This window comes from Paenibacillus sp. CMAA1364, assembly GCF_054373195.1.
Map to the genome: position 1 here is coordinate 73,893 of NZ_JBITNB010000004.1, position 20,323 is coordinate 94,215.

At 40.7% G+C, this 20,323-nt stretch carries 19 protein-coding genes; all 19 read right to left on the reverse strand.

Going from position 1 to position 20,323, the window contains the following annotated elements:
* Window positions 1-334: 334 nt before the first annotated feature.
* A complete protein-coding gene (argJ, locus tag ACH8E3_RS04870; protein ID WP_458631592.1) occupies window positions 335-1,582 on the reverse strand; it encodes a bifunctional glutamate N-acetyltransferase/amino-acid acetyltransferase ArgJ in 1,248 nt (415 codons plus the stop codon).
* Between the two features lie 28 nt (window positions 1,583-1,610).
* Window positions 1,611-2,666 carry an N-acetyl-gamma-glutamyl-phosphate reductase gene (gene argC, locus ACH8E3_RS04875; protein WP_458631489.1) on the reverse strand — a complete coding sequence of 352 codons (1,056 nt, stop codon included), beginning with the start codon at window positions 2,664-2,666 and terminating at the stop codon, window positions 1,611-1,613.
* Window positions 2,667-2,812: 146 nt separating this feature from the next.
* Window positions 2,813-3,700 carry a YitT family protein gene (locus ACH8E3_RS04880; protein WP_458631490.1) on the reverse strand — a complete coding sequence of 296 codons (888 nt, stop codon included), beginning with the start codon at window positions 3,698-3,700 and terminating at the stop codon, window positions 2,813-2,815.
* Between the two features lie 76 nt (window positions 3,701-3,776).
* Window positions 3,777-4,893, reverse strand: a protein-coding gene (gene prfB, locus ACH8E3_RS04885; RefSeq protein ID WP_458631491.1) for a peptide chain release factor 2 whose coding sequence is annotated in 2 segments (ribosomal slippage) — window positions 3,777-4,820 and window positions 4,822-4,893 — 1,116 coding nt in all. Because the reading frame shifts where the segments join, the coding sequence is not laid out codon by codon here.
* A 188-nt stretch (window positions 4,894-5,081) separates the two neighbouring features.
* Window positions 5,082-7,583 (reverse strand): preprotein translocase subunit SecA, encoded by a 2,502-nt coding sequence (gene secA, locus ACH8E3_RS04890; RefSeq protein ID WP_458631492.1) that lies wholly within the window; start codon window positions 7,581-7,583, stop codon window positions 5,082-5,084.
* 284 nt (window positions 7,584-7,867) lie between these two features.
* Complete coding sequence (gene hpf / locus ACH8E3_RS04895) at window positions 7,868-8,422, reverse strand: ribosome hibernation-promoting factor, HPF/YfiA family (protein ID WP_458631493.1); 555 nt, start codon at window positions 8,420-8,422, stop codon at window positions 7,868-7,870.
* Window positions 8,423-8,651: 229 nt separating this feature from the next.
* Entirely contained in the window at window positions 8,652-8,849 is a 198-nt protein-coding gene (locus tag ACH8E3_RS04900; protein WP_458631494.1) for a cold shock domain-containing protein, read from the reverse strand.
* Between the two features lie 107 nt (window positions 8,850-8,956).
* Complete coding sequence (locus tag ACH8E3_RS04905; RefSeq protein WP_458631495.1) at window positions 8,957-9,904, reverse strand: DUF2920 family protein; 948 nt, start codon at window positions 9,902-9,904, stop codon at window positions 8,957-8,959.
* Window positions 9,905-9,916: 12 nt separating this feature from the next.
* Window positions 9,917-11,065, reverse strand: coding sequence for a DegT/DnrJ/EryC1/StrS family aminotransferase (locus ACH8E3_RS04910; RefSeq protein WP_458631496.1), 1,149 nt, complete (start codon window positions 11,063-11,065; stop codon window positions 9,917-9,919).
* A gap of 19 nt (window positions 11,066-11,084) precedes the next feature.
* Entirely contained in the window at window positions 11,085-11,711 is a 627-nt protein-coding gene (locus tag ACH8E3_RS04915; protein ID WP_458631497.1) for an acetyltransferase, read from the reverse strand.
* Window positions 11,712-11,723: 12 nt separating this feature from the next.
* Window positions 11,724-12,875, reverse strand: coding sequence for a UDP-N-acetylglucosamine 2-epimerase (neuC, locus tag ACH8E3_RS04920; protein ID WP_458631498.1), 1,152 nt, complete (start codon window positions 12,873-12,875; stop codon window positions 11,724-11,726).
* A complete protein-coding gene (neuB, locus tag ACH8E3_RS04925; RefSeq protein ID WP_458631499.1) occupies window positions 12,872-13,912 on the reverse strand; it encodes an N-acetylneuraminate synthase in 1,041 nt (346 codons plus the stop codon). Before neuB ends, neuC begins: the two co-directional genes overlap by 4 nt.
* A gap of 31 nt (window positions 13,913-13,943) precedes the next feature.
* A complete protein-coding gene (locus ACH8E3_RS04930; protein WP_458631500.1) occupies window positions 13,944-14,651 on the reverse strand; it encodes an acylneuraminate cytidylyltransferase family protein in 708 nt (235 codons plus the stop codon).
* On the reverse strand, window positions 14,648-15,667 hold the full coding sequence (locus ACH8E3_RS04935) for a UDP-N-acetylglucosamine 4,6-dehydratase family protein (protein ID WP_458631501.1): 1,020 nt from the start codon (window positions 15,665-15,667) through the stop codon (window positions 14,648-14,650). The genes ACH8E3_RS04930 and ACH8E3_RS04935 overlap by 4 nt, the downstream gene beginning before the upstream one ends.
* A 47-nt stretch (window positions 15,668-15,714) precedes the next feature.
* Entirely contained in the window at window positions 15,715-17,505 is a 1,791-nt protein-coding gene (locus ACH8E3_RS04940) for a motility associated factor glycosyltransferase family protein (protein ID WP_458631502.1), read from the reverse strand.
* A 128-nt stretch (window positions 17,506-17,633) separates the two neighbouring features.
* Window positions 17,634-17,978 carry a hypothetical protein gene (locus ACH8E3_RS04945; RefSeq protein ID WP_458631503.1) on the reverse strand — a complete coding sequence of 115 codons (345 nt, stop codon included), beginning with the start codon at window positions 17,976-17,978 and terminating at the stop codon, window positions 17,634-17,636.
* Window positions 17,978-18,361: a flagellar export chaperone FliS gene (gene fliS / locus ACH8E3_RS04950; RefSeq protein WP_458631504.1), complete on the reverse strand. Its 384-nt coding sequence runs from the start codon at window positions 18,359-18,361 to the stop codon at window positions 17,978-17,980. Before fliS ends, ACH8E3_RS04945 begins: the two co-directional genes overlap by 1 nt.
* Before the next feature lie 14 nt (window positions 18,362-18,375).
* Entirely contained in the window at window positions 18,376-19,896 is a 1,521-nt protein-coding gene (gene fliD, locus ACH8E3_RS04955; RefSeq protein ID WP_458631505.1) for a flagellar filament capping protein FliD, read from the reverse strand.
* A gap of 11 nt (window positions 19,897-19,907) precedes the next feature.
* On the reverse strand, window positions 19,908-20,285 hold the full coding sequence (locus ACH8E3_RS04960) for a flagellar protein FlaG (RefSeq protein WP_458631506.1): 378 nt from the start codon (window positions 20,283-20,285) through the stop codon (window positions 19,908-19,910).
* Window positions 20,286-20,323: the final 38 nt, after the last annotated feature.

Here is a 20,323-nt window from a genome sequence, read left to right on the forward strand (position 1 = left end):
ACTGTACTTTGTGCAACTATTTCTCAATTTCCTTGTGTTCTTGCTACATTAGATGCAGATTATGCAACTAAACCACGCACACCTGCTGTCATCAGCTATTTTGTTGTGCCACGATCAGCGCCAACACCAATAGTGTCCTAAAGTGCACTTAAATTCGCTCCAACTCCACTAATCTAATCTTTAGTTGCAAAACATGCATCTAAATTACTTGAAGTTCCTCATTCGTGCGATTAGGGCTACTTTAACTGTACTTTGTGCAACTATTTCTCAATTTTCTTGTGTTCTTGCTACATTAGATGCAGATTATGCAACTAATCCAAATTAACTATTCCAATCAAGTTCGATATGCCGCGTTAATTCGCACATAATCATATGTTAAATCGCAACCCCATGCTGTCGCTTTCCCTTGACCGCCATGCAAGTCGACAAAAATACGCACAGTATCACCTTTTAAATATGCCAATGCTACCTCTTCATCAAAGGCAACCGGTCGTGAACCTTCAAGTACCGAAATCGATCCGAGCTGGATATCGACGCAATCTGGGTTCACTGGTTCTCCCGCTCGCCCCACTGCAGCGATGATTCTGCCCCAGTTGGCATCGGCTCCAAATACCGCAGATTTCACTAGACTTGAACCTACCACCGTCTTCGCAATGACTCGTGCGGAGCTGTCGCTAACTGCCCCATGTACGACAACCTCTACCAATCTAGTAGCACCTTCGCCATCACGCGCGATAGCCATTGCTAACTTCTGACACACATAAGTAAAGGCATCTGCGAAGTTAGCCCAATCGGGATGAGATGGGTTCAGACTCTCATTGTCTGCCAGTCCGCTCGCCATCGTAATGAGCATGTCATTCGTACTTGTATCCCCATCTACTGTAATCATATTGAACGTAAGATCCGTAGCTTGTCGCATCAGTTGTTGGAGCGCTTCTTGTTCAATATTGGCATCCGTGGTCATAAATGCCAACATGGTTGCCATGTTCGGATGGATCATGCCTGATCCCTTTGCAGCTCCAGCAATAACAATCTCCTTACCATCCACAATTACAGATACACAAGCTTCCTTCTTCACCAAATCCGTGGTGAGGATCGCTTGTGAGAAGTCCTCCGCGCCGACTTCGTCTTGTCTCAGACGTGCCGGCAATGCCTCGATGCCCGCGTGTACGCAGTCCATCTTCAGCACTTCGCCGATCACACCCGTCGACGCAACAGCCACATCCTGCTCCGCCACGCCAAGCTGCTTCGCCATCGCCGCCCGCATATCATAGGCATCGGCTTCACCTTGTTGCCCTGTACAAGCGTTGGCGTTGCCACTATTGACAACAACGGCACGTAACTTGCCGTCCATAAGACTCTCGCGCGTCACCTTCAGTGGTGCCGCTTGAAACACGCTCGTAGTATACACCGCCGCAGCTGTTGCCACCACATCACACACAATCGCACCTATGTCGTGGCGATCTGTCTTTTTGAGACCACAATGCACTCCACCTGCGCTAAAGCCCTTAGGCGTCGTAACTGAACCACTTTCTAACACTATATATTGGACTAGCTCGTTAGCTTGCTCTATTGAAATCATATCTCGTTCCATAGATTATCTCTCGAACTTAAGGATACACGGGTGTGTAACCTAAGCCGAGATTCTCCTCCCATCCCATCATCAGGTTTAAATTTTGAATTGCTTGGCCCGAAGCGCCTTTTACAATGTTATCTATGACGGAGATGATCGTGATTCTTCCCGTCCGCTCATCCAACATGAAACCCATGTCACAATAATTCGAACCTGTTACTTCCTTCGTCGCTGGCCATACCCCATGATCTCTCACTCGAACAAAAGGTCGCCCTTTGTAATAATCACGATACAACTCAACGAACTCTGCTTGCGTATGCTCTCCAGACACTTTTGCATACATCGTACTCATAATTCCTCGCGTCATCGGTACCAAATGCGTTGTGAACGTGACCGTCACCTTTTCACCCGATACGTCGCCAAGCACCTGCTCAATTTCAGGTATATGCTGATGCCTATTTACTTTATATGCTCGTAAGTTCTCATTAATCTCAGCGTAATGCGTCGTTAGATTGGTACCTCGACCTGCACCCGACACGCCAGACTTCGCATCAATAATAATGCTGGATAGATCAATCCAACCCGCTTCAACGGCTGGGATCAATCCTAGAAGTGTGGCGGTGGGGAAACATCCCGGATTAGATACAAAATCTACACCTTCTACTAAATCACCATACACTTCACTAAGCCCGTACACGGCCTGCTCAATATAGGCAGGGTCTGCTGCGGGAAGTTTATACCACTCTTCAAACAACTCCCCATTCCTGATACGGAAATCACCAGATAAATCTATCACCTTAAGCCCCGCTTGAAGTAACTTCGGTACTAAGGGTGTACTTATCCCTGACGGTGTCGCTGTGAACACAACATCAGCATTTCTTGCGATCGTCTCTATGTCTAAATCGTCCAATTCTTGCTCCACAATATTCGTTAGATGTGGAAAGCCTTGTGCAATAGAGACCCCTGCACTAGACGTCGAAATAACAGAAGTTATATTTACTTTGGGATGTCCTTGTAGCAAGCGGATCAATTCTACTCCGCCATATCCTGTTGAACCAATAATCGCCACTCTCATCTTAGTATTCACTGTCATTATTCCGTATCCCCTCTCTTGTCGAACATAAACGGTATCCCTTGAATAGTATGTATTATTATACAGAGGTATTCATATAAATACAACAGTGTTTTATTCCATTACACGTCATATTCCCATGAAGACCAATACCACTTTCTTGCATTCTACATCTGTCGCTTAAATCCTTCCCCGAGTACCTCATGTGCGTTCGTAATAATAACAAAGGCATCTGCATCTACACTCTGAACCAATGTCTTCAACCTTGTTACTTCACTCTGGCCAACGACTACCATCAGAACCGTGCGATCATCACCTGTAAATCCACCTTGTGCATTCAGCTTCGTTAATCCACGATCTAGATCTTGAAGAATAGTTGTTGCGATATGATCTGTATGCTTAGAAATGATGTAGGCAACCTTGGTGTAATTGAAGCCAAGCTCTACAACATCTATTACCTTACCCGTGATATACAAGGCAACTAATGCATACAGCGCTTGTTCCATTGTCATTACGAATGCTGCTAGAATAATAACCGCTCCATCCAACGCCACGACACAAAAAGAGAAGCTAAGTCCACTTACTTTCTGAATCACTTGTGCTAGAATGGTCAATCCACCTGTTGATCCACGTCCACGAAATACGAGTCCTAACCCAAGCCCAACACAAATCCCACCATATATAGAAGCTAACAAAGGGTTAGCCGTGGGTATAGGGTAATCCTTCGTCAAGAATACGAATAGTGGTAAGATAATACTCCCTAGCAAAGAGCGAACGCCATATTCTTTACCTAACAACACAATGCCCAATATGAATAACGGGATATTGAAAGCCCATTGCGTAAAGGCAGGTTCTAACCCCAGCCAAGCTTTGCCCAGCACGGAAAGACCAGAAACGCCGCCAGAAGCAATGCCATTTGGGAGGAAGAATAAATTGAATCCTATCGATATAATAAAAGATCCAACTATAATACATATCGTGTCAAATACATGTCTTGCCCGTCCATTTGCAGGAATGAACGCTTTGGATCTACGATTAAGTGTTGGTGATGCCATATGGTGTTGCTCCCCTTTCATTCCTCATGTGAAAAAATCCCTACACAATTTGAACGTGTAGGAATTCTCATATCTATTATTCAGTTTCAGTCACTTTAAGTTGACTGCGCAGAAATCCATCAATGAACATATTGATATCTCCGTCCATAACGGCGCCTATATTCCCTGTCTCTACGGTAGTACGGTGATCCTTCACCATACTATAGGGATGGAATACATAGGAGCGAATCTGACTTCCCCAAGCAATGTCAGAGTGTTCCCCTCTAATCTCTGCCAACTCCAAACGTTGTTCTTCGAGCTTACGCTCTACTAACTTAGAACGAAGTGCAGTCATCGCCCAGTTACGGTTCTTGATCTGAGAACGTTCCGCCTGACTCGCTACAACGATACCCGATGGAATATGTGTAATACGTACGGCTGAATCCGTCGTATTGATATGCTGTCCTCCAGCTCCCGTAGCACGGAATGTATCGACCTTCAAATCCTCCGTGCGAATCTCTACCTCTGCATCTTCTGTAATCTCTGGTACAACATCACAGGACACAAACGACGTATGGCGTCTTCCTGAAGAATCAAAAGGTGAAATTCGTACCAAACGATGTACACCTTTCTCTGCTTTGAGATAGCCATACGCATTGAACCCTTTGATTAACAAGGTGACGCTCTTGATACCTGCTTCGTCCCCCGCTAAATAGTCCATCGTCTCGACCTTGAAGCCCCGCTTATCTGCCCAACGTGTATACATACGTAGAAGCATCTCTCCCCAGTCTTGAGATTCTGTACCACCAGCTCCAGGGTGAAGCTCCAGAATAGCGTTCATCTTATCATATGGTTCACTTAGTAGAAGCCCTAGCTCAAATTCAGCTAACTTCTTCTTAAGTTGCAATACAGACTCCGTTATCTCAGCGAATAAGGATACATCTTCCTCATCATCGACTAGCTCTGCCATCATTTCAATATCATCGTACTCGCTTTGGAGCTTCGCATATTCATCAATGGACGATCTCACTACATTAAGTTCTGCAATCAAGCTTTGCGCCTTCTCTGTGTCATCCCAGAAGTCAGGTGCGGCCATCTTCTCTTCGAAATTGGCAATCATCTCTTGCTTAATATCTAAGTCAAAGAGACCCCCTAAGGTTCGTTAATTTATTGCTCATGTCTCGAAGATCATGTCTTATACTTGGATCAATCATTTCTAGTCACCTCTACATTATTGATTTCGCTCTATACTACCATAAAATCCCCCAATTCAGAAGGTTCACCTGTACACGCTCATAGTCCCTTGCCGAGAATGAACGTAACGATAGAACCTCCAACCATTGAGGGAATCTTAATGCTGTGATCCAGCCCTTTACTATGGCTATCTCAAGCTAACTATTACTTATTGACCGTGACACTGTTTGAACTTCTTACCACTACCACATGGGCATGGATCATTACGACCAATCTGCTCACCCACACGTACCGGATTCTTATCCACCGGTTCAGCATTTGTAGACACTTTAGATTCATCAACGACCGCTTGACGTTCTTGGTTACCTTCAATCTGAGCTTTCATAATGTAATTAGAGACTTCTTCTTGTATATTTGCTGTCATCTCATTGAACATTTGGAAGCCTTCAAATTGATATTCACGCAACGGATCTGTACCACCATATGCACGTAAATGAATTCCTTGACGAAGCTGATCCATCGCATCAATATGATTCATCCATTTACTATCGACAGAACGAAGTACAATAACCTTCTCGAATTCACGTACAAGCTCAGAACCAATACGTTCCTCACGTTCGTCATACTTCGTAACTATGCGACTATAGATATATTCGATCATATCTTCTACTTCTTTACCCCAAAGGTCTTCTGTAGTAATCGATCCTTCTTCCAAAAGCTTACTGTTCATGTAATCCGCAACTTCTTGTAGTTCCCAGTTCTCTGGTATATCGTCGGCACAGTGTGCCATAACGACTCTATCCACGACACCTTTGATCATTTCCATGACAACACCTTTGATATTCTCTGATTCGAGAATCTCGCGGCGTTGCTTATAAATAATCTCACGTTGCTGATTCATTACGTCATCATATTGAAGTACGTTTTTACGTGCATCGAAGTTATTTCCTTCTACACGCTTCTGTGCAGATTCAACCGCACGCGTAATCATCTTACTCTCAATTGGCTGATCTTCCTCGAATCCAAGACGATCCATCATATTCAGCACATTATCCGCGCCGAAACGCTTCATCAATTCATCGCCTAAAGATAAGTAGAATTGTGTAGATCCAGGATCACCTTGACGTCCTGCACGACCACGGAGCTGATTGTCAATACGACGGGATTCATGACGCTCTGTACCAATGATATGCAATCCACCAACTTCTGGCACACCATTTCCTAATATAATATCCGTTCCTCGGCCTGCCATATTGGTAGCAATCGTTACAGTACCTGGTTGTCCTGCTTGAGATACGATCTCTGCTTCTTCCGCATGATACTTCGCATTAAGTACGCGATGCGTCACGCCTTTTCGCTTCAACATTTCAGAGACAAGCTCTGAATTCTCGATTGAGATCGTTCCGACCAAGATCGGCTGATTATTCTTATGACGCTCAACAATCTCATCAACAACGGCCATGAATTTACCCTTCTCACTCTTATAGACGATATCAGGCATATCTTGACGTTGATTCGGCTTATTCGTTGGCACTTGTAGAACTTCTAAGCCATAGATCTTCTTAAATTCTTCTTCCTCTGTCTTCGCTGTACCTGTCATACCCGCTAGCTTGCGGTACATACGGAAGTAGTTCTGGAATGTAATCGTTGCAAGTGTCATACTCTCGTTCTGCACTTCTAAGCCTTCCTTGGCTTCAATCGCTTGATGTAATCCATCACTATAACGACGACCTTGCATCAGACGCCCCGTGAATTCATCTACGATCATAACTTCTTCTTCCGCCACTACGTAGTCGACATCCAGACGCATGATAACATTCGCCTTGAGTGCTTGTACGATATGGTGATTCAACGTTACGTTCTCATGATCATATAGGTTCTCAATACCGAACGCCTTCTCTGCCTTACCTGCTCCTACCTCCGTAAGCGCAACAGACTTCACCTTAATATCTACCGTGTAGTCCTCTTCACCCACTAGACGCTTCACAAAGCGATCTGCTGTGTAATACAGTTCTGTAGACTTCTCAGCTTGTCCCGAAATAATTAACGGTGTCCGCGCTTCATCCACCAGAATAGAATCGACCTCATCGATTACACAGAAATACAATGGACGTTGTACCATTTGTTCTTTATACAACACCATATTGTCACGTAGATAATCGAAGCCAAATTCATTATTCGTACCATAGGTTATATCACAGGCATAAGCAATTTGCTTATCTGCATGATCCATACCATTCATATTAACACCAACAGTTAATCCAAGAAATTCATATATAATTCCCATTTGCTCACTATCACGTTGTGCTAGATAATCATTGACAGTAACGACGTGCACACCTTTACCCAATAGTGCGTTCAGATACACGGGAAGCGTTCCTACTAGTGTCTTACCTTCACCCGTCTTCATCTCAGCAATTCTACCTTCATGAAGTGCCATACCGCCCACTAACTGTACATCGAAGTGGCGCATTTGGAGCGTACGCTTGGAAGCTTCTCTCACCGTAGCAAATGCTTCTGGCAAAAGCTCATCTATCGATTCACCCTTTTCAAGGCGAGCGCGAAATTCCTCTGTCTTAGCTTTCAGTTGTTCATCCGTGAGTGCTACAAATTGTGGTTCCATTTGGTTGATTAGTTCGACCGTCTTCATAAGACGCTTGACATCACGTTCGTTGATGTCACCGAATATTTTCTTTACAAGTCCTAACATGGTTAACCCCTTTCGTTCAAAACAGATGGTTGAACCAACTTCATAACTCCGAGGGTTAATAATGAAATTGATTCCTTAAAAGATTGTTTGCATAAATTGTAACAGTTTGAACCCAATGCCGCAACACAGGTTGTCTCCACGTTACCATTGAATAACTATAACACTTTCTACTATAAGAATGAACTATCAGATAGACACCTCGTATGTTTCTATAATAGATACGCACAAACAACCCCATCCGTTGCGCGGACAGGGTTGTTTAAATTCATATGACGATCGTATAATTAGCTCTGTTCAATCAGACCATATTTACCATCATTACGCTTATACACTACATTTACTGCTTCATTATCGATATTAGAAAATACGAAGAAATTATGTCCAATCATATTCATTTGCAGGATTGCCTCTTCCACATCCATAGGTTTGAAGAAGAAACTTTTGGTACGCACAACTTCCAATTCGTCTTCAATGTCACCATTGACAATCGAACCTGATGCTGCCGATCCTTCAGCAAATAATGTCTTTAGACTTCCAGCCTGGCGGAACTTACGGTTGAGCTTCGTCTTGTGTTTGCGAATCTGACGTTCAAGCTTGTCCACAACGGCATCAATCGATGAATACATATCATCACTATGATCTTCCGCGCGAAGCATAAGCCCTGGCAATGGGATAGTTACCTCTACCCTGTGTAACCCTCGATTAGCACCTAAAGTAACATTACCATCTGTCATCAATGGTTCATCAAAATACTTCGTAAGCCTGCTGAGTTTTTTATCAACATACTCCTTCAAAGCACTTGTTACCTCAATCTGTTGACCACGAATACTGAAATTCATAAGGCACTCCTCCTTTGCAAATTCATTATAACACAATCGTTAACGGGAAGTAAAAGGGTGATTTATATGTAGTAACAAACTTTGAGAACCCTTAGAATTGTTCAGAAAAATTTAATATCTATCTTATCAAACAAACAATACAGACCCTGGAAGTATCCAGGGTCTGTACTCTATTCATTCAACTATAATTAATATTTCAACTATATTGGTTCGGCAATTGCCGTACGAATTATAATTTAGTTACGTTAGCTGCTTGTGGTCCACGAGCTCCATCAACAACGTCGAATTCAACTTCTTGACCTTCATCTAGTGATTTGAATCCTTCAGATTGAATCGCAGAGAAATGTATGAATACGTCATTACCCTCACTTGTTTCTAAGAAACCATACCCTTTTTCTGCGTTGAACCATTTCACTTTACCTTGCATACATAACATTCCCTTCGTTTTAAAAAATGACGTAAGCAAGCGCTTACTTTAGGAATATAACATTATAAGGAAGGGCATGTCAAATTAAAAATCTATTACATATCATGTTATTTCTTTGGATACATCTTTAGCAATGGAATGCTTTTACTATAATCAAAATCATAGATATACATAGAAGTCTCTATACGGTGACTATCGATCGAGAGTAGTTCTTTATATGAAAATTGGATATTTGGATTCTGTATTACGTGATCAAACAATAATAGGAAGTCCGCTTCTAGTCCATGGGAACTAGACTTGAAGATTTCACCATCAACTTCTCGGTCTGAAATTTCATGTAGCTCGCAGTTGTTCATCGTTGCACAAAAGTCTCTTTTATCCATAAGTGTAATAATATTGTCGTTAGCACCATGAAATGAATAAATAGAACATTGGTTATGTAGCCCCATACTAATGGTCGGTAAATTTAATATTTCTACGTCTTGAATGATATTCCCGGCCATATAATTAAATTCATAGATGACACCATTGATATGAAGCACTCTATTATCCAAAATATAAGATGGGAATAACCATGCTGAATTATCAATCATAAGTGTAAATAAGCCCGGAGCAAAAATATTACATAAGTACGTTAAATATGCCCCATGTGAATGACCATATGCAATAACCTTTCCTACGTTAAATGTCATCCCATTATCTTTAATAATCTCTACGATTGCTGTGATTGCAGTAATATTATCTAAAGCTTGCATGATACCCATATCATTGAAATTGTGCTTAGATTCCGGCAGTCTTTCAGACTGCATAAATTCCCATCCGAAATAGTCGCATTGTATGGTCACTAGATTATATTGATCCGCAAAATTTGATCGCATCTTTCGATAAACATTTGAATTAGCATGTGCTCCAAACCCAGGGATGAACAATAGTAGTCCAGTATCCTTATTTATTCCATTCTCTGGTTCTGAAAAATATACATTTAAATCTCTTGGTGAATAACCGTTGTATATATTGGGATGTCCACCCATTGTGAAATTATAATCCTTTGCCATTTGAAGACTCCTCTAATTGTTAAAACATTCTATTATTCGTTCAATAACGTACATTTGATCCTCTTGATTCAATTTAGTATCAGAAGGTAGACAAATTCCGTTATTGAACAACTCAGAACTTACGTCCCGACCAAGTTCATGTGTGAAATAATCCGTATTCTCAAATAGCGGCTGCATATGCAACGGCTTCCACACTGGACGTGATTCAATATTGAATTTTTCCAAATGATCAATCACTTGCTCAACGACCACGCCGGTCTTGATCGGGTCCATTAGCATAGCTGTCAACCAACGCGTAGACTTACCATCATCCGTCTCTGGCATGAACTCAATACCATTAATCATGGATAAGGATTGTTGATATAATTCGAATATTTGCCTTTTCTGAGAAATGCGTTCATTCAATACTTGTAATTGACCTCGTCCTATACCCGCTAATACATTGCTTAATCTATAATTATAACCGCTTTGACTATGTTGATAGTGTTTAGCTTGATCCCTAGCCTGTGTAGCAAAGAATCTAGCCTTCTCTAATTGATTCATATCTTCAGATACTAGCATACCGCCACCGGAGGTTGTAATAATCTTATTTCCGTTAAATGAAAAAATACCGTACTTCCCTATCGATCCGCTCATCTTCTGGCCATAAGTAGCTCCAAGGGATTCAGCTGCATCTTCCACAATCGCTACTTCATAGGTGTCACATATTGCCATAATTCGATCATAATTAGCACTTTGCCCATATAGATTGACCACGATCACAGCTTTGGGTCTCTTTCCCTTACTAGCATATAGGCTAAGAGCTCGTTCAAGTGCATCTGGTGACATATTCCAACTATCCGGTTCAGAGTCAATAAATACAGGAGTTGCCCCTTGATATAGAATTGGATTGGCGCTGGCTACAAAAGTTAACGAGGAACAAAACACGATATCATCTCTTCCAACTTCCAGTAGTACTAAAGCCAAATGAATAGCAGCCGTTCCTGAACTTAAAGCAACTGCTCCCATGCTGCCAGCATAGCTTGCTACTTCAATCTCCAAGGCGTTTACATTTGTTCCAAGAGGTGCAATCCAATTCGTCTCGAACGCTTCGTTAATGTATTGTTGCTCTAGCCCACTCATATGTGGTGATGATAAATAAATTCTGTTTCGATTAGACATTTCATTTCATCCCTTAGCTTTATAGGTTTTTAATAACTTGTGCAGGACACCCAACAGCTATTACATGACTTGGCACATCACGTATAACACACGAAGCGGCTCCAATCGTTGTATGTGCACCTACCCTCACACACGGAATAAGGCAGGCACCAATACCAACGTGACTGCTACGCCCAATCTTAACTCCACCGGCCATATGTACGCCTGGTGAAATATGTGCAAATGATTCAATGAAACAATCATGGTCTATTGTAGCTGCAGTATTAATAATAGCGTGTTCCTCAATATAGGCATCCGCATTAATGACAACATTAGGCATAACTACCGTGCCTTCACCAATAGAGACATTGGAACCGAGGATTGCACTTCTGTGGATAGCTTTACCAAAATTAACACCAACACATTTCAATTGAGCAACAATTCTTTCCCTAACATCGTTATCCCCAATTGCTACAATAAATAGGGATTCTGGATATTGGATTAAAATCTGACTAACGTGAGCAGAAGTGCCTAGATTAGGCAAGCCGTTCCAATGAATGTCTTGGCAATAATCATCCATGATGCCATAGACTTGTTCATCACAAGAGCGCAATATATCAAGTACAACCTTAGCATGTCCTCCGGCTCCATAGACAATATAACTCAAAGACTCATCTCCTTAGTAGGTAATTGTCTTTTGTATAACATCATCTGAACTCGATATTTGTTTTAATATTTCTACAATAGAATTACTTGTATTCTCCCTGTAGTATACGTTATTTACAAGTTCAACGCGTTGTTGAAATATGCTTGATAGTACATAATCTACGGCGGATTGAAGCTCCGATCCATTCTCTGTTATATCCACTACGTTAGCTGACCTTTCTCTTCTACCCTGTCTGTTTCCAATGTTAATTACTGGCGTATGATAAGAAGCTGCTTCTATAATACCTGACGAAGAGTTCCCTACCAATACTTCAGCATGTCTCAATATAGTCAGATAGTCTAATTGTTCAAAACTCGTTACACAATGTATCTTGTCCGATCCATACTTTCGTAAAAAGCGATCGTATACTTCCAATATCGTATCTGCGCCTGCATCTGAGTTCGGCATAACACAAATGATGTCCATTTCACTCGCATATAACACTTCTAACATTTGGTTCAACTCTAGAAGATCAGTAGCCAATGTAGTGACTGGATGATATGCAAATAGGATATATTTATTAGTTGAAATATTAATTTTGTATTTCAGCAGCGTACAGGCAAGTTCAGGCAACGTGGTATTCATCATCGTTTCAATTCGAGGGGCACCCACTAAGTGAATTCTCCACGGATCTTCCCCAAGCTTGATCAGACGTTCTTTACTACCTTCTGTTGCAACTAGATGAATATGTGCCAACTTACTGATCGCGTGACGTACAGACTCGTCAATGGTACCCGATACCTCACCGCCATGTAAATGAACAAGCGGAATGTTCATATGTGATGATACGATAGAAGCTGCCAGCATTTCTCCTCGATCACCTAGTACAATAACGACATCTGGTTCAATCACTTCTATGGATTGTGTCATTCCTAGGATCGCTAAGCCAATACCTCGAGACATGTTCGCATGTGTCGCACCTTGCAGCAAAGTATCCACTTGAGCAGATATACGAAATCCGTCGTTTTTAATGAGATTGACTGTGTATCCATGCTGAGGTGACAAATGCATTCCTGTAATCAATAAATGTAATTCCAGTGATGGATCTGCCTCAATTGCTTGTAATATCGGATAATATATTCCATAATCAGCCCTTGTTCCTGATACCACTAGTATCCTTTTCATGTCACATCGTCCCAAGAGATCATCTCATCTTGCTGTAGATCCTTTAATAGACTTTTTCCTATCACGTCATACAGGAATTTCGGTTCGATCCCCGTACCAGGTCGTTTAACGCTAAGATCAGCTACTGTTAATCGTTGACCTGCCTTTTTATTAGTTGCCATTACAATGCTTTTTCGAGCTACTTCCTTGGTATTCTCTTCTGAAGGCATGCATCTTTTGATTCCATCGCCTAAAGCTTGTTCAACATTACGAATCGCAGTTACCATCTTGGTGAAATCAACTGGTTCCAATGAAGCCTTATGATCAGGTCCAGGAAGTGTGCGGTCCAACGTGAAATGCTTCTCAATCATTTGTGCACCCAGAGCAGTAGCGGCGATAGCAACTTCAATACCTGCCGTATGATCAGAGTATCCCGTTATTGTATTGAATGTATTCGACATCGTTTTCATAGCCAATAGATTAACATCTTCCAATGGTGCAGGATAATCCGAAGTACAGTGTAATAGAATTACCTTGCTCTTCTTAAACACATGTATCGATTCGCTGATTTCTTCTATGTTAGACATCCCTGTAGATAGGATAACAGGTCTTCCATACTCATCTATCTTATGAAGAAAGGGAATATTGTTCATGTCTCCTGAACCAATCTTGAATGCATCTATATCAATTGAATCGAGAAACTCTGCGCTTTCCTCATCGAACGGTGTGGATAGAAAGTCTATCCCCTTATGCTCACAATAACTCTTCAAATATATGAAATCATCAAATTGGAGTTCTAGCTTCTTAAGCATTTCCAACTGACTCTCAGTTGTTCCAGTATTCTCAGTCTGATAAGCTGCCTTCTTAGCGTGCTTAGAGACAAGATTCTCACTTTTAAAAGTCTGAAATTTCACAGCATCTGCACCAGCTAGAACAGCTTGATCAATACATTGTGTAGCAAGATCCAACGAGCCATTATGATTGACTCCGATCTCAGCTATGATATATACGGGACGCTTACTGGTTGTGTCATGAGAGAAAAAGCTTTGGATCGACATCTCAACGCCTCCTAATATCGAGGATTCCCTCTTATTGCGCTTCTTTTAACAGAAATTCTGCCCATTTCAAATCGAATTCACTATCGATATCAATGGATCTATTCCTAGGCATAACATATCCGCAATTCTTACGACCTACTAAGGTATTCTCATTCATCAGAGTATCTCTTCTTACGATATAAATGGCGCCATTAAGAACATACGAATCCTTCAATTCTTGTCTTCTCAGTCTTACATCTTCTCTATCATTCTTCAGATAAGAACTAAGCATATCCCCTTCTAATTCTCTTAGTAGATATGGAGGGGCTTCCGTCAGAGCTACACTCTGAAGAGAGTCCGCTTCTTGATCCATAAATATACGATATGCTTCTTGAACATCTACAGCATTGCGAAGTGGAGAAGTAGGTTGTAAGAGTATAATATTATCGAAAAGGCGATCACATTCTTGCTCATAGAATCCAACCGTGTGTTTGAGAACATCCATCGTTGAGGCACTATCTGTAGCCAAGTTCTCTGGTCTCATAAAAGGGACGCTCGCACCCGCCTGTCTAGAGATGACTGCAATCTCTTCACAATCGGTGGAGACTGCCACTTCGTCAATATACCCACATTTCAATGCAGCTTCAATGCTATACTCGATTAAGGGCTTCCCATACAAAGGTAATATATTTTTGCGTGGCAGCCCCTTTGAACCACCACGAGCAGGGATAATAGCTAAACAGTTCTGTTGGCCTCTCATAGAAGCCGGCCCTCGAAGTCCAACTTATACTTTTTCATTAATTGTTTAATATCTTCCATATATAACTGAATAGCGTGACTTGATGAATAATCACTATGCTTAGCTTTCCAGAAGCCATCATATACTTCCTCCGGAGAATGAAACGGTGATTTAACAATATACATTTGTTCATTCTCTAATGCCCGCTCGGATTCTTCAAGCGTCATTAATTCCTCATATAGCTTCTCCCCAGGTCTAATACCGATCTCCGTAATCCCGCCCGTAAATGTCTTGCCTGAGGCATTCTCGTACGATTGAATTAAACAAATGGCTAAATCCATGATTCTAAGAACTGGCATCTTCAATACGAACACTTCTCCACCTAAGCAACATTTTGCCGCTTCAAGGACAAGTTGAACTGCTTGGGGGATGGACATCATAAATCGAGTCATCTCTTTATGAGTAATGGTTAATTCTTGCCCTTGCATAATCTGATTCTTAAACAAAGGTATAACTGAACCCCTAGAACCCATAACATTTCCGAATCTTACACAAGCGAACGTTGTACGCTTACTACCCTTATACAGATTCGCTGCAGACATTAGCTTCTCAGATAGCAACTTGGTTGCACCCATCGTATTCGACGGGTTCACAACTTTATCTGTACTGATGGAGATCACTTTCTCCACATTGTGTTCAATTGCTACTTCAATAATATTCTGGACACCTAGAACATTCGTCTTCACTGCTTCCATTGGGTTATATTCGCATGCAGGAACATGTTTCAGTGCCGCTGCATGAAAGATATAATCCACACCCTCTGCAGCGTAACTTAATCTTTCCTTGTCTCTTATGTCACCGATCAGATACCTAACATTCGAGTATTCTTTCAGTTCGTGTTGTAGATCAAATTGTTTACTCTCATCCCTACTGTATATTCTTACCGATTGGGGTTTATATAATAAGATATTCCGTACAATCTCGCTGCCTATTGACCCTGTTCCACCTGTAACTAGAACCACTTTATTTGTAAACATATAGACCCCCGGTATTTAGTTATTTATACGGACACTAATTATTATCATCACTTCACATCAATGATCGTATTCATACGTTCAATCGATTCCCTCAATATTTCTTCAAGCGTTGGAATTTGCTCAATCATGTTCTTAAGCAGTGTACCCAAATGTTCATCGATAAGATCGGATTTTTTAATTAGTTGTGTTTCCGTAACTATGGTTGGTAAGTGCTGGTCAAAGCTAGCAATCTCTAATGGCATAATGGATTCGAAAATGGACGAGAACCAATCTCTGTTGGCTATCATACCCCATTGTTGTTCAATCTTTTCTATCAGCTTTTGACCTCGGTCAGGCTTTGTTCTGGCCATTTCACGTATCTTACTCATCAATTTCTGCAGACTAATAATCTCCATACGGACATTTGAAAGGTCAACTAATGTCGATTCCATTTTCGCTTTGACATTCATTATCTTCTCTGTATCTTGAACAAAGGTAGATTCTTGAATCATTTGTGCGATTGCATTAGAATCAATCACTTCATTAACTACCATCTCATATACTTCTTCTATTGGTTGAAATGGCGCTCCTTCAATCACTGCGCCGTTGCGAGTAGTATTGATAAATTCAACTTTCGGAAGATTGGCAATCAAATTCTCCAATCCAGCTTTCATCAATAGGAAGCTATCATCTGTTGCATTATTTGTTCCCTTTACGTTAGGAACTTGTTTCTGTGCAATATTCACTTTGTGTTGTGTAACGTCACTTGCAAAATGTTCTATACCTGCCGTGTAGAATTTATCGTCAGGAAAGGATAGATCCTGTCCTGCTAGTACTATTCTTGTTGCACCAAAGGAAACAGCCGCTTGAATAACCGTCCCCGCCACAGTTTCTGTAGGCACGATGAATAGCTGCTCTTGCCTAATATTCATAAAGTATTGGGTTATCAAGTCACTCTTCATTACACTATGAATCTTTGGCGCCCGACTTTGGTCAGATATTTCATAATATGATGAAGAGGTGAATAGTAATGGCGCATCCAATGTTCCAGGTTGAGAGAATATTTTATTATTTACAGGATGACCATCCATAATAACTGCAAGATGAGGCCTTATCCCATTCTTAAGCAAAGCTTGAATGCTAGAACCCGCTGCAATGATTAGCACATGTGATTGTATACGTCTTAACCATTCGATATCTTCTTGTAACGAAGGTCCAGACGAGACTACAACAGCAGTTACGCCTTCAAAAGCGTTATAACATTGCTCAATGGAAGGAGTGCTTAGAACTTCAGGTAAATGATACAGATAATTGCGTGTCCAATCTAACTTGAAGAAGTTCTCTGTATGTTTGTTAGAGAAGAAAGTTCTTCTATATTCCTGAAATTCCTCCTTCACCTTACGTAGTAAATCCATTTCTGTATCTAGATATTCACGCAGAGCCACAAACATCATTTCTTCTTGCATGTAGCTACACACCATATGAAACATCATGTTCAACTGCGATTTACCTACCGATAACCAGTAGAAATTAGGGTGTTCCAATAACAGACTAAGATCATAATCGTTGAGCGCCTTACGAAAGAGGTCTTCATCCGGTTCATATACAAACAACCATCGGTTCGGATAGAGTTCAAGAAGATCAGCAATGCTGAGTCCTCTTCCAAATCCGTATATAAAGATGATCTTACAATCATTAAGGAGACCATCTACGGCATTCAACCACTCCGTATCCCTTTCAAAGGATTCTTTAAATGAAATGGATTCAGATAACTTAGTATTTTGAGCCGATTGTATTTTTGTAGCAACATGAGGAAACCTCTGTTGTAAAGTATCGTAATTTCGTTTTAATAGAGACAAGAAGATACCACCATCCCACGTGAAGTTATGTTATATACTATATCGGAATTTTTAGAGTCAGATTGAACCTTTCCACAAAAAAACCCCCTCATCATAAAGGCAATGAAGGGTCTATCTATCTTATTCATTTAATTTCGGTGATCAATAAAAAGACTGTCTATAGCATACACTTGTTGATATGCATTCTTTTGTTCACGAATAGATCCACGCTTCTCTAACCATACACCAAGCTCATTCTGTAAATTACACATATGTTGTAGAATTTCAGCATCTTGACTTGTAATGACTTGGATGCGCTGTTTATGTGCCTGTGTCATTATTATTGCGTAATCTTCCATCGCTTGAACAATTCTTTGTCTATTCGTAGCGAACTGTTCAAAGTCTTCTTCAGTCATTTGAGTTAAGTTATCATATGTTGCTTGAGTCAAACTCTGTAGATCATCTAATAGTACATGCAACTTTTGTTCTTCCATTACATACTACCTGCATCACTTGAGTTTTTACTGGCTTCAAACCAAGTATCACGCAATTCAATCAAATACCCAAGAACTTCTTTAGCGGGTGCGTCAGATTTGCGTACGTTAGCGTCAATCAACTGATGCATCATATACTCATATAACCGATTCAAATCATTTGAAATAGCATAACTGAAATCTAAAGCAGAGACTAATTCATGTATTATTGCTTGCGCTTTACATAGATTATTATTACTCTTCTCATAATTACGTTCCTCAATGCCCTCGATGCCTGCGCGAACGAAACGAATAGCCCCATCGTACAACATAATTAACAATTTGGATTTAGGTGCTGTTTGCGCTTGAATCTGTTGGTATTTCTGATAAGGTGCATTAATCAAATTATATTACCTCCTTATGACATGAAACTAGAAAGGACTGACGATGTTGAGTTAAACTTATTTATTGCCGTTTCCATCCCGGTAAACTTCTTGAAATAGTTGGTTTCAATTCTGGTTAACCGACTCGTCATGTCCGCAATACGGCGATCAAGACTAGATAATTGTTCACCCATCGTACTTGAATTGATAAATGTTGATGTAATATCTGAACTAACTCTGGATGTACCTGCCGTTTCGGCCATTCTTTGAAGGGATACATTTGAGATCTTTCTTAATTTAGCAATGATACCGTCTTTTTCGGTATACTCATTACTCAATAATTTATCCTTATCTTGATTACCAAAGAAATTATTAAGGATCTCAGGATCACTATTTAATGCGGTCTTGAGCTTGTCGGTATCTAGAATTAATTTACCACGTGTATCATAAGTACCTGTAGTAATCCCAAGTTCGGATAGCATCAATGGTTGATTTTTCCCATCGCTACCAATTCTCCCTATATCGACTCCCTGCATCATCGCATTACGCATCTCAATAACTGTATTCTGCAGAATAGTATCATTCTTCAGCATTCCGCTCTTGGCCTTGCTTGTCCACAATTTTATTTCTTCGTCACTCATGTCACCTTTTTGTTCCGTTGTGAGTGGCGTGTATTTCTTATAGCGTTCTTCATTTACACTGCTATTCATGGCCCCTAGCACTTCATTATATGCATTTACGAAGTCTTGAACATTCTCAACAAGCTTATCCGTATCTTTGGACACTTCAATATTAGTTGATTCACCTGGAGGTGTTACACCTTTTAGAGTAAGGGTGACACCATTTATATCAAATGTGTTGGTTGATTTGGATACAGCGAGACCATTGACGTTCAATACAGCGTCTGTACCTGAAGTTATACTTAGTCCAAACATATCACTTATATTTAAATCCACTTTAATGTTGCTTACTCCTGTCACTTTGCTTGTCAAGGACAATCCTGATTTTTCATCATAAATTGCAGTTACACCGGTCTGTGTATTAGCGTTTATTTTATTCACAAATGATTCTATCGTTTCACCAACATCAATTTGGATATCTACGTTACCAACTTTAACTTTATCGTCTTTAGGTGTACCGATAGGCACTCCATCCTTAGTTCTTTCTACTACCCAATCAGCAAAATCAGATTTAATTGTCGGGGACTTGGTTGTCCAGTCCTTACTAACTGCCCTTGAGGCCGTAGCTAGACTTGTTACCTGAATATCCAGACTTCCACTAGCAGAAGATGATGCCACGGCTGAAACAGCCGATGTGTTTCCAGTTACTGTCGCCTTTTGTGCATTAATGGAGCTGCTTAAGCTTAATTTAGCTAATTTATCTTGTAAGAAGGATACCATCTTTGTACTTGTCTCACGGTAGCTTTCTCTCTTCCACTCCATCAATTGTTTCTGTGCCGTCATCTTATCCAGTGGTATGCTTTCAGCTTTCATTAACTTCTTAACCATTGCATCAATGTCCATACCCGATGCTAGACCACTTATTCTAGTTACCATAGTATTACCTCCTATATTCTTTTATCTATAAGTATCCCTGTAATTTCCATCATTCTGGCTGCCAAATCAAGCAACTTCTCTGGTGGCACCTCACGAATTAAATCTCCGGTCTCTTTGTTCATTACTTTGATCATGATAGCATTTGTCTTCTCATGAACTGAGATTTCAAGTGATTTCTTCGGACCTTGTATTACATCAATCGCCTTCTGGAGCTCAGCAATAGCTTGATCTTGTGTCTGTTCACTTGTATGTACACCAACCGTTGTTTGTACCACTGCTGGTATTTGTGATTGATTCATTTCAGTTTCTATAGATATTTCTCTTTTCCCTATATTTGCTCTTTGAACTGGTATAACATTGCCCTTATTGGCTATTACCATTGAATCCATATTGAGACCTCCACTTATAATTTAATTCAATCTTAGTG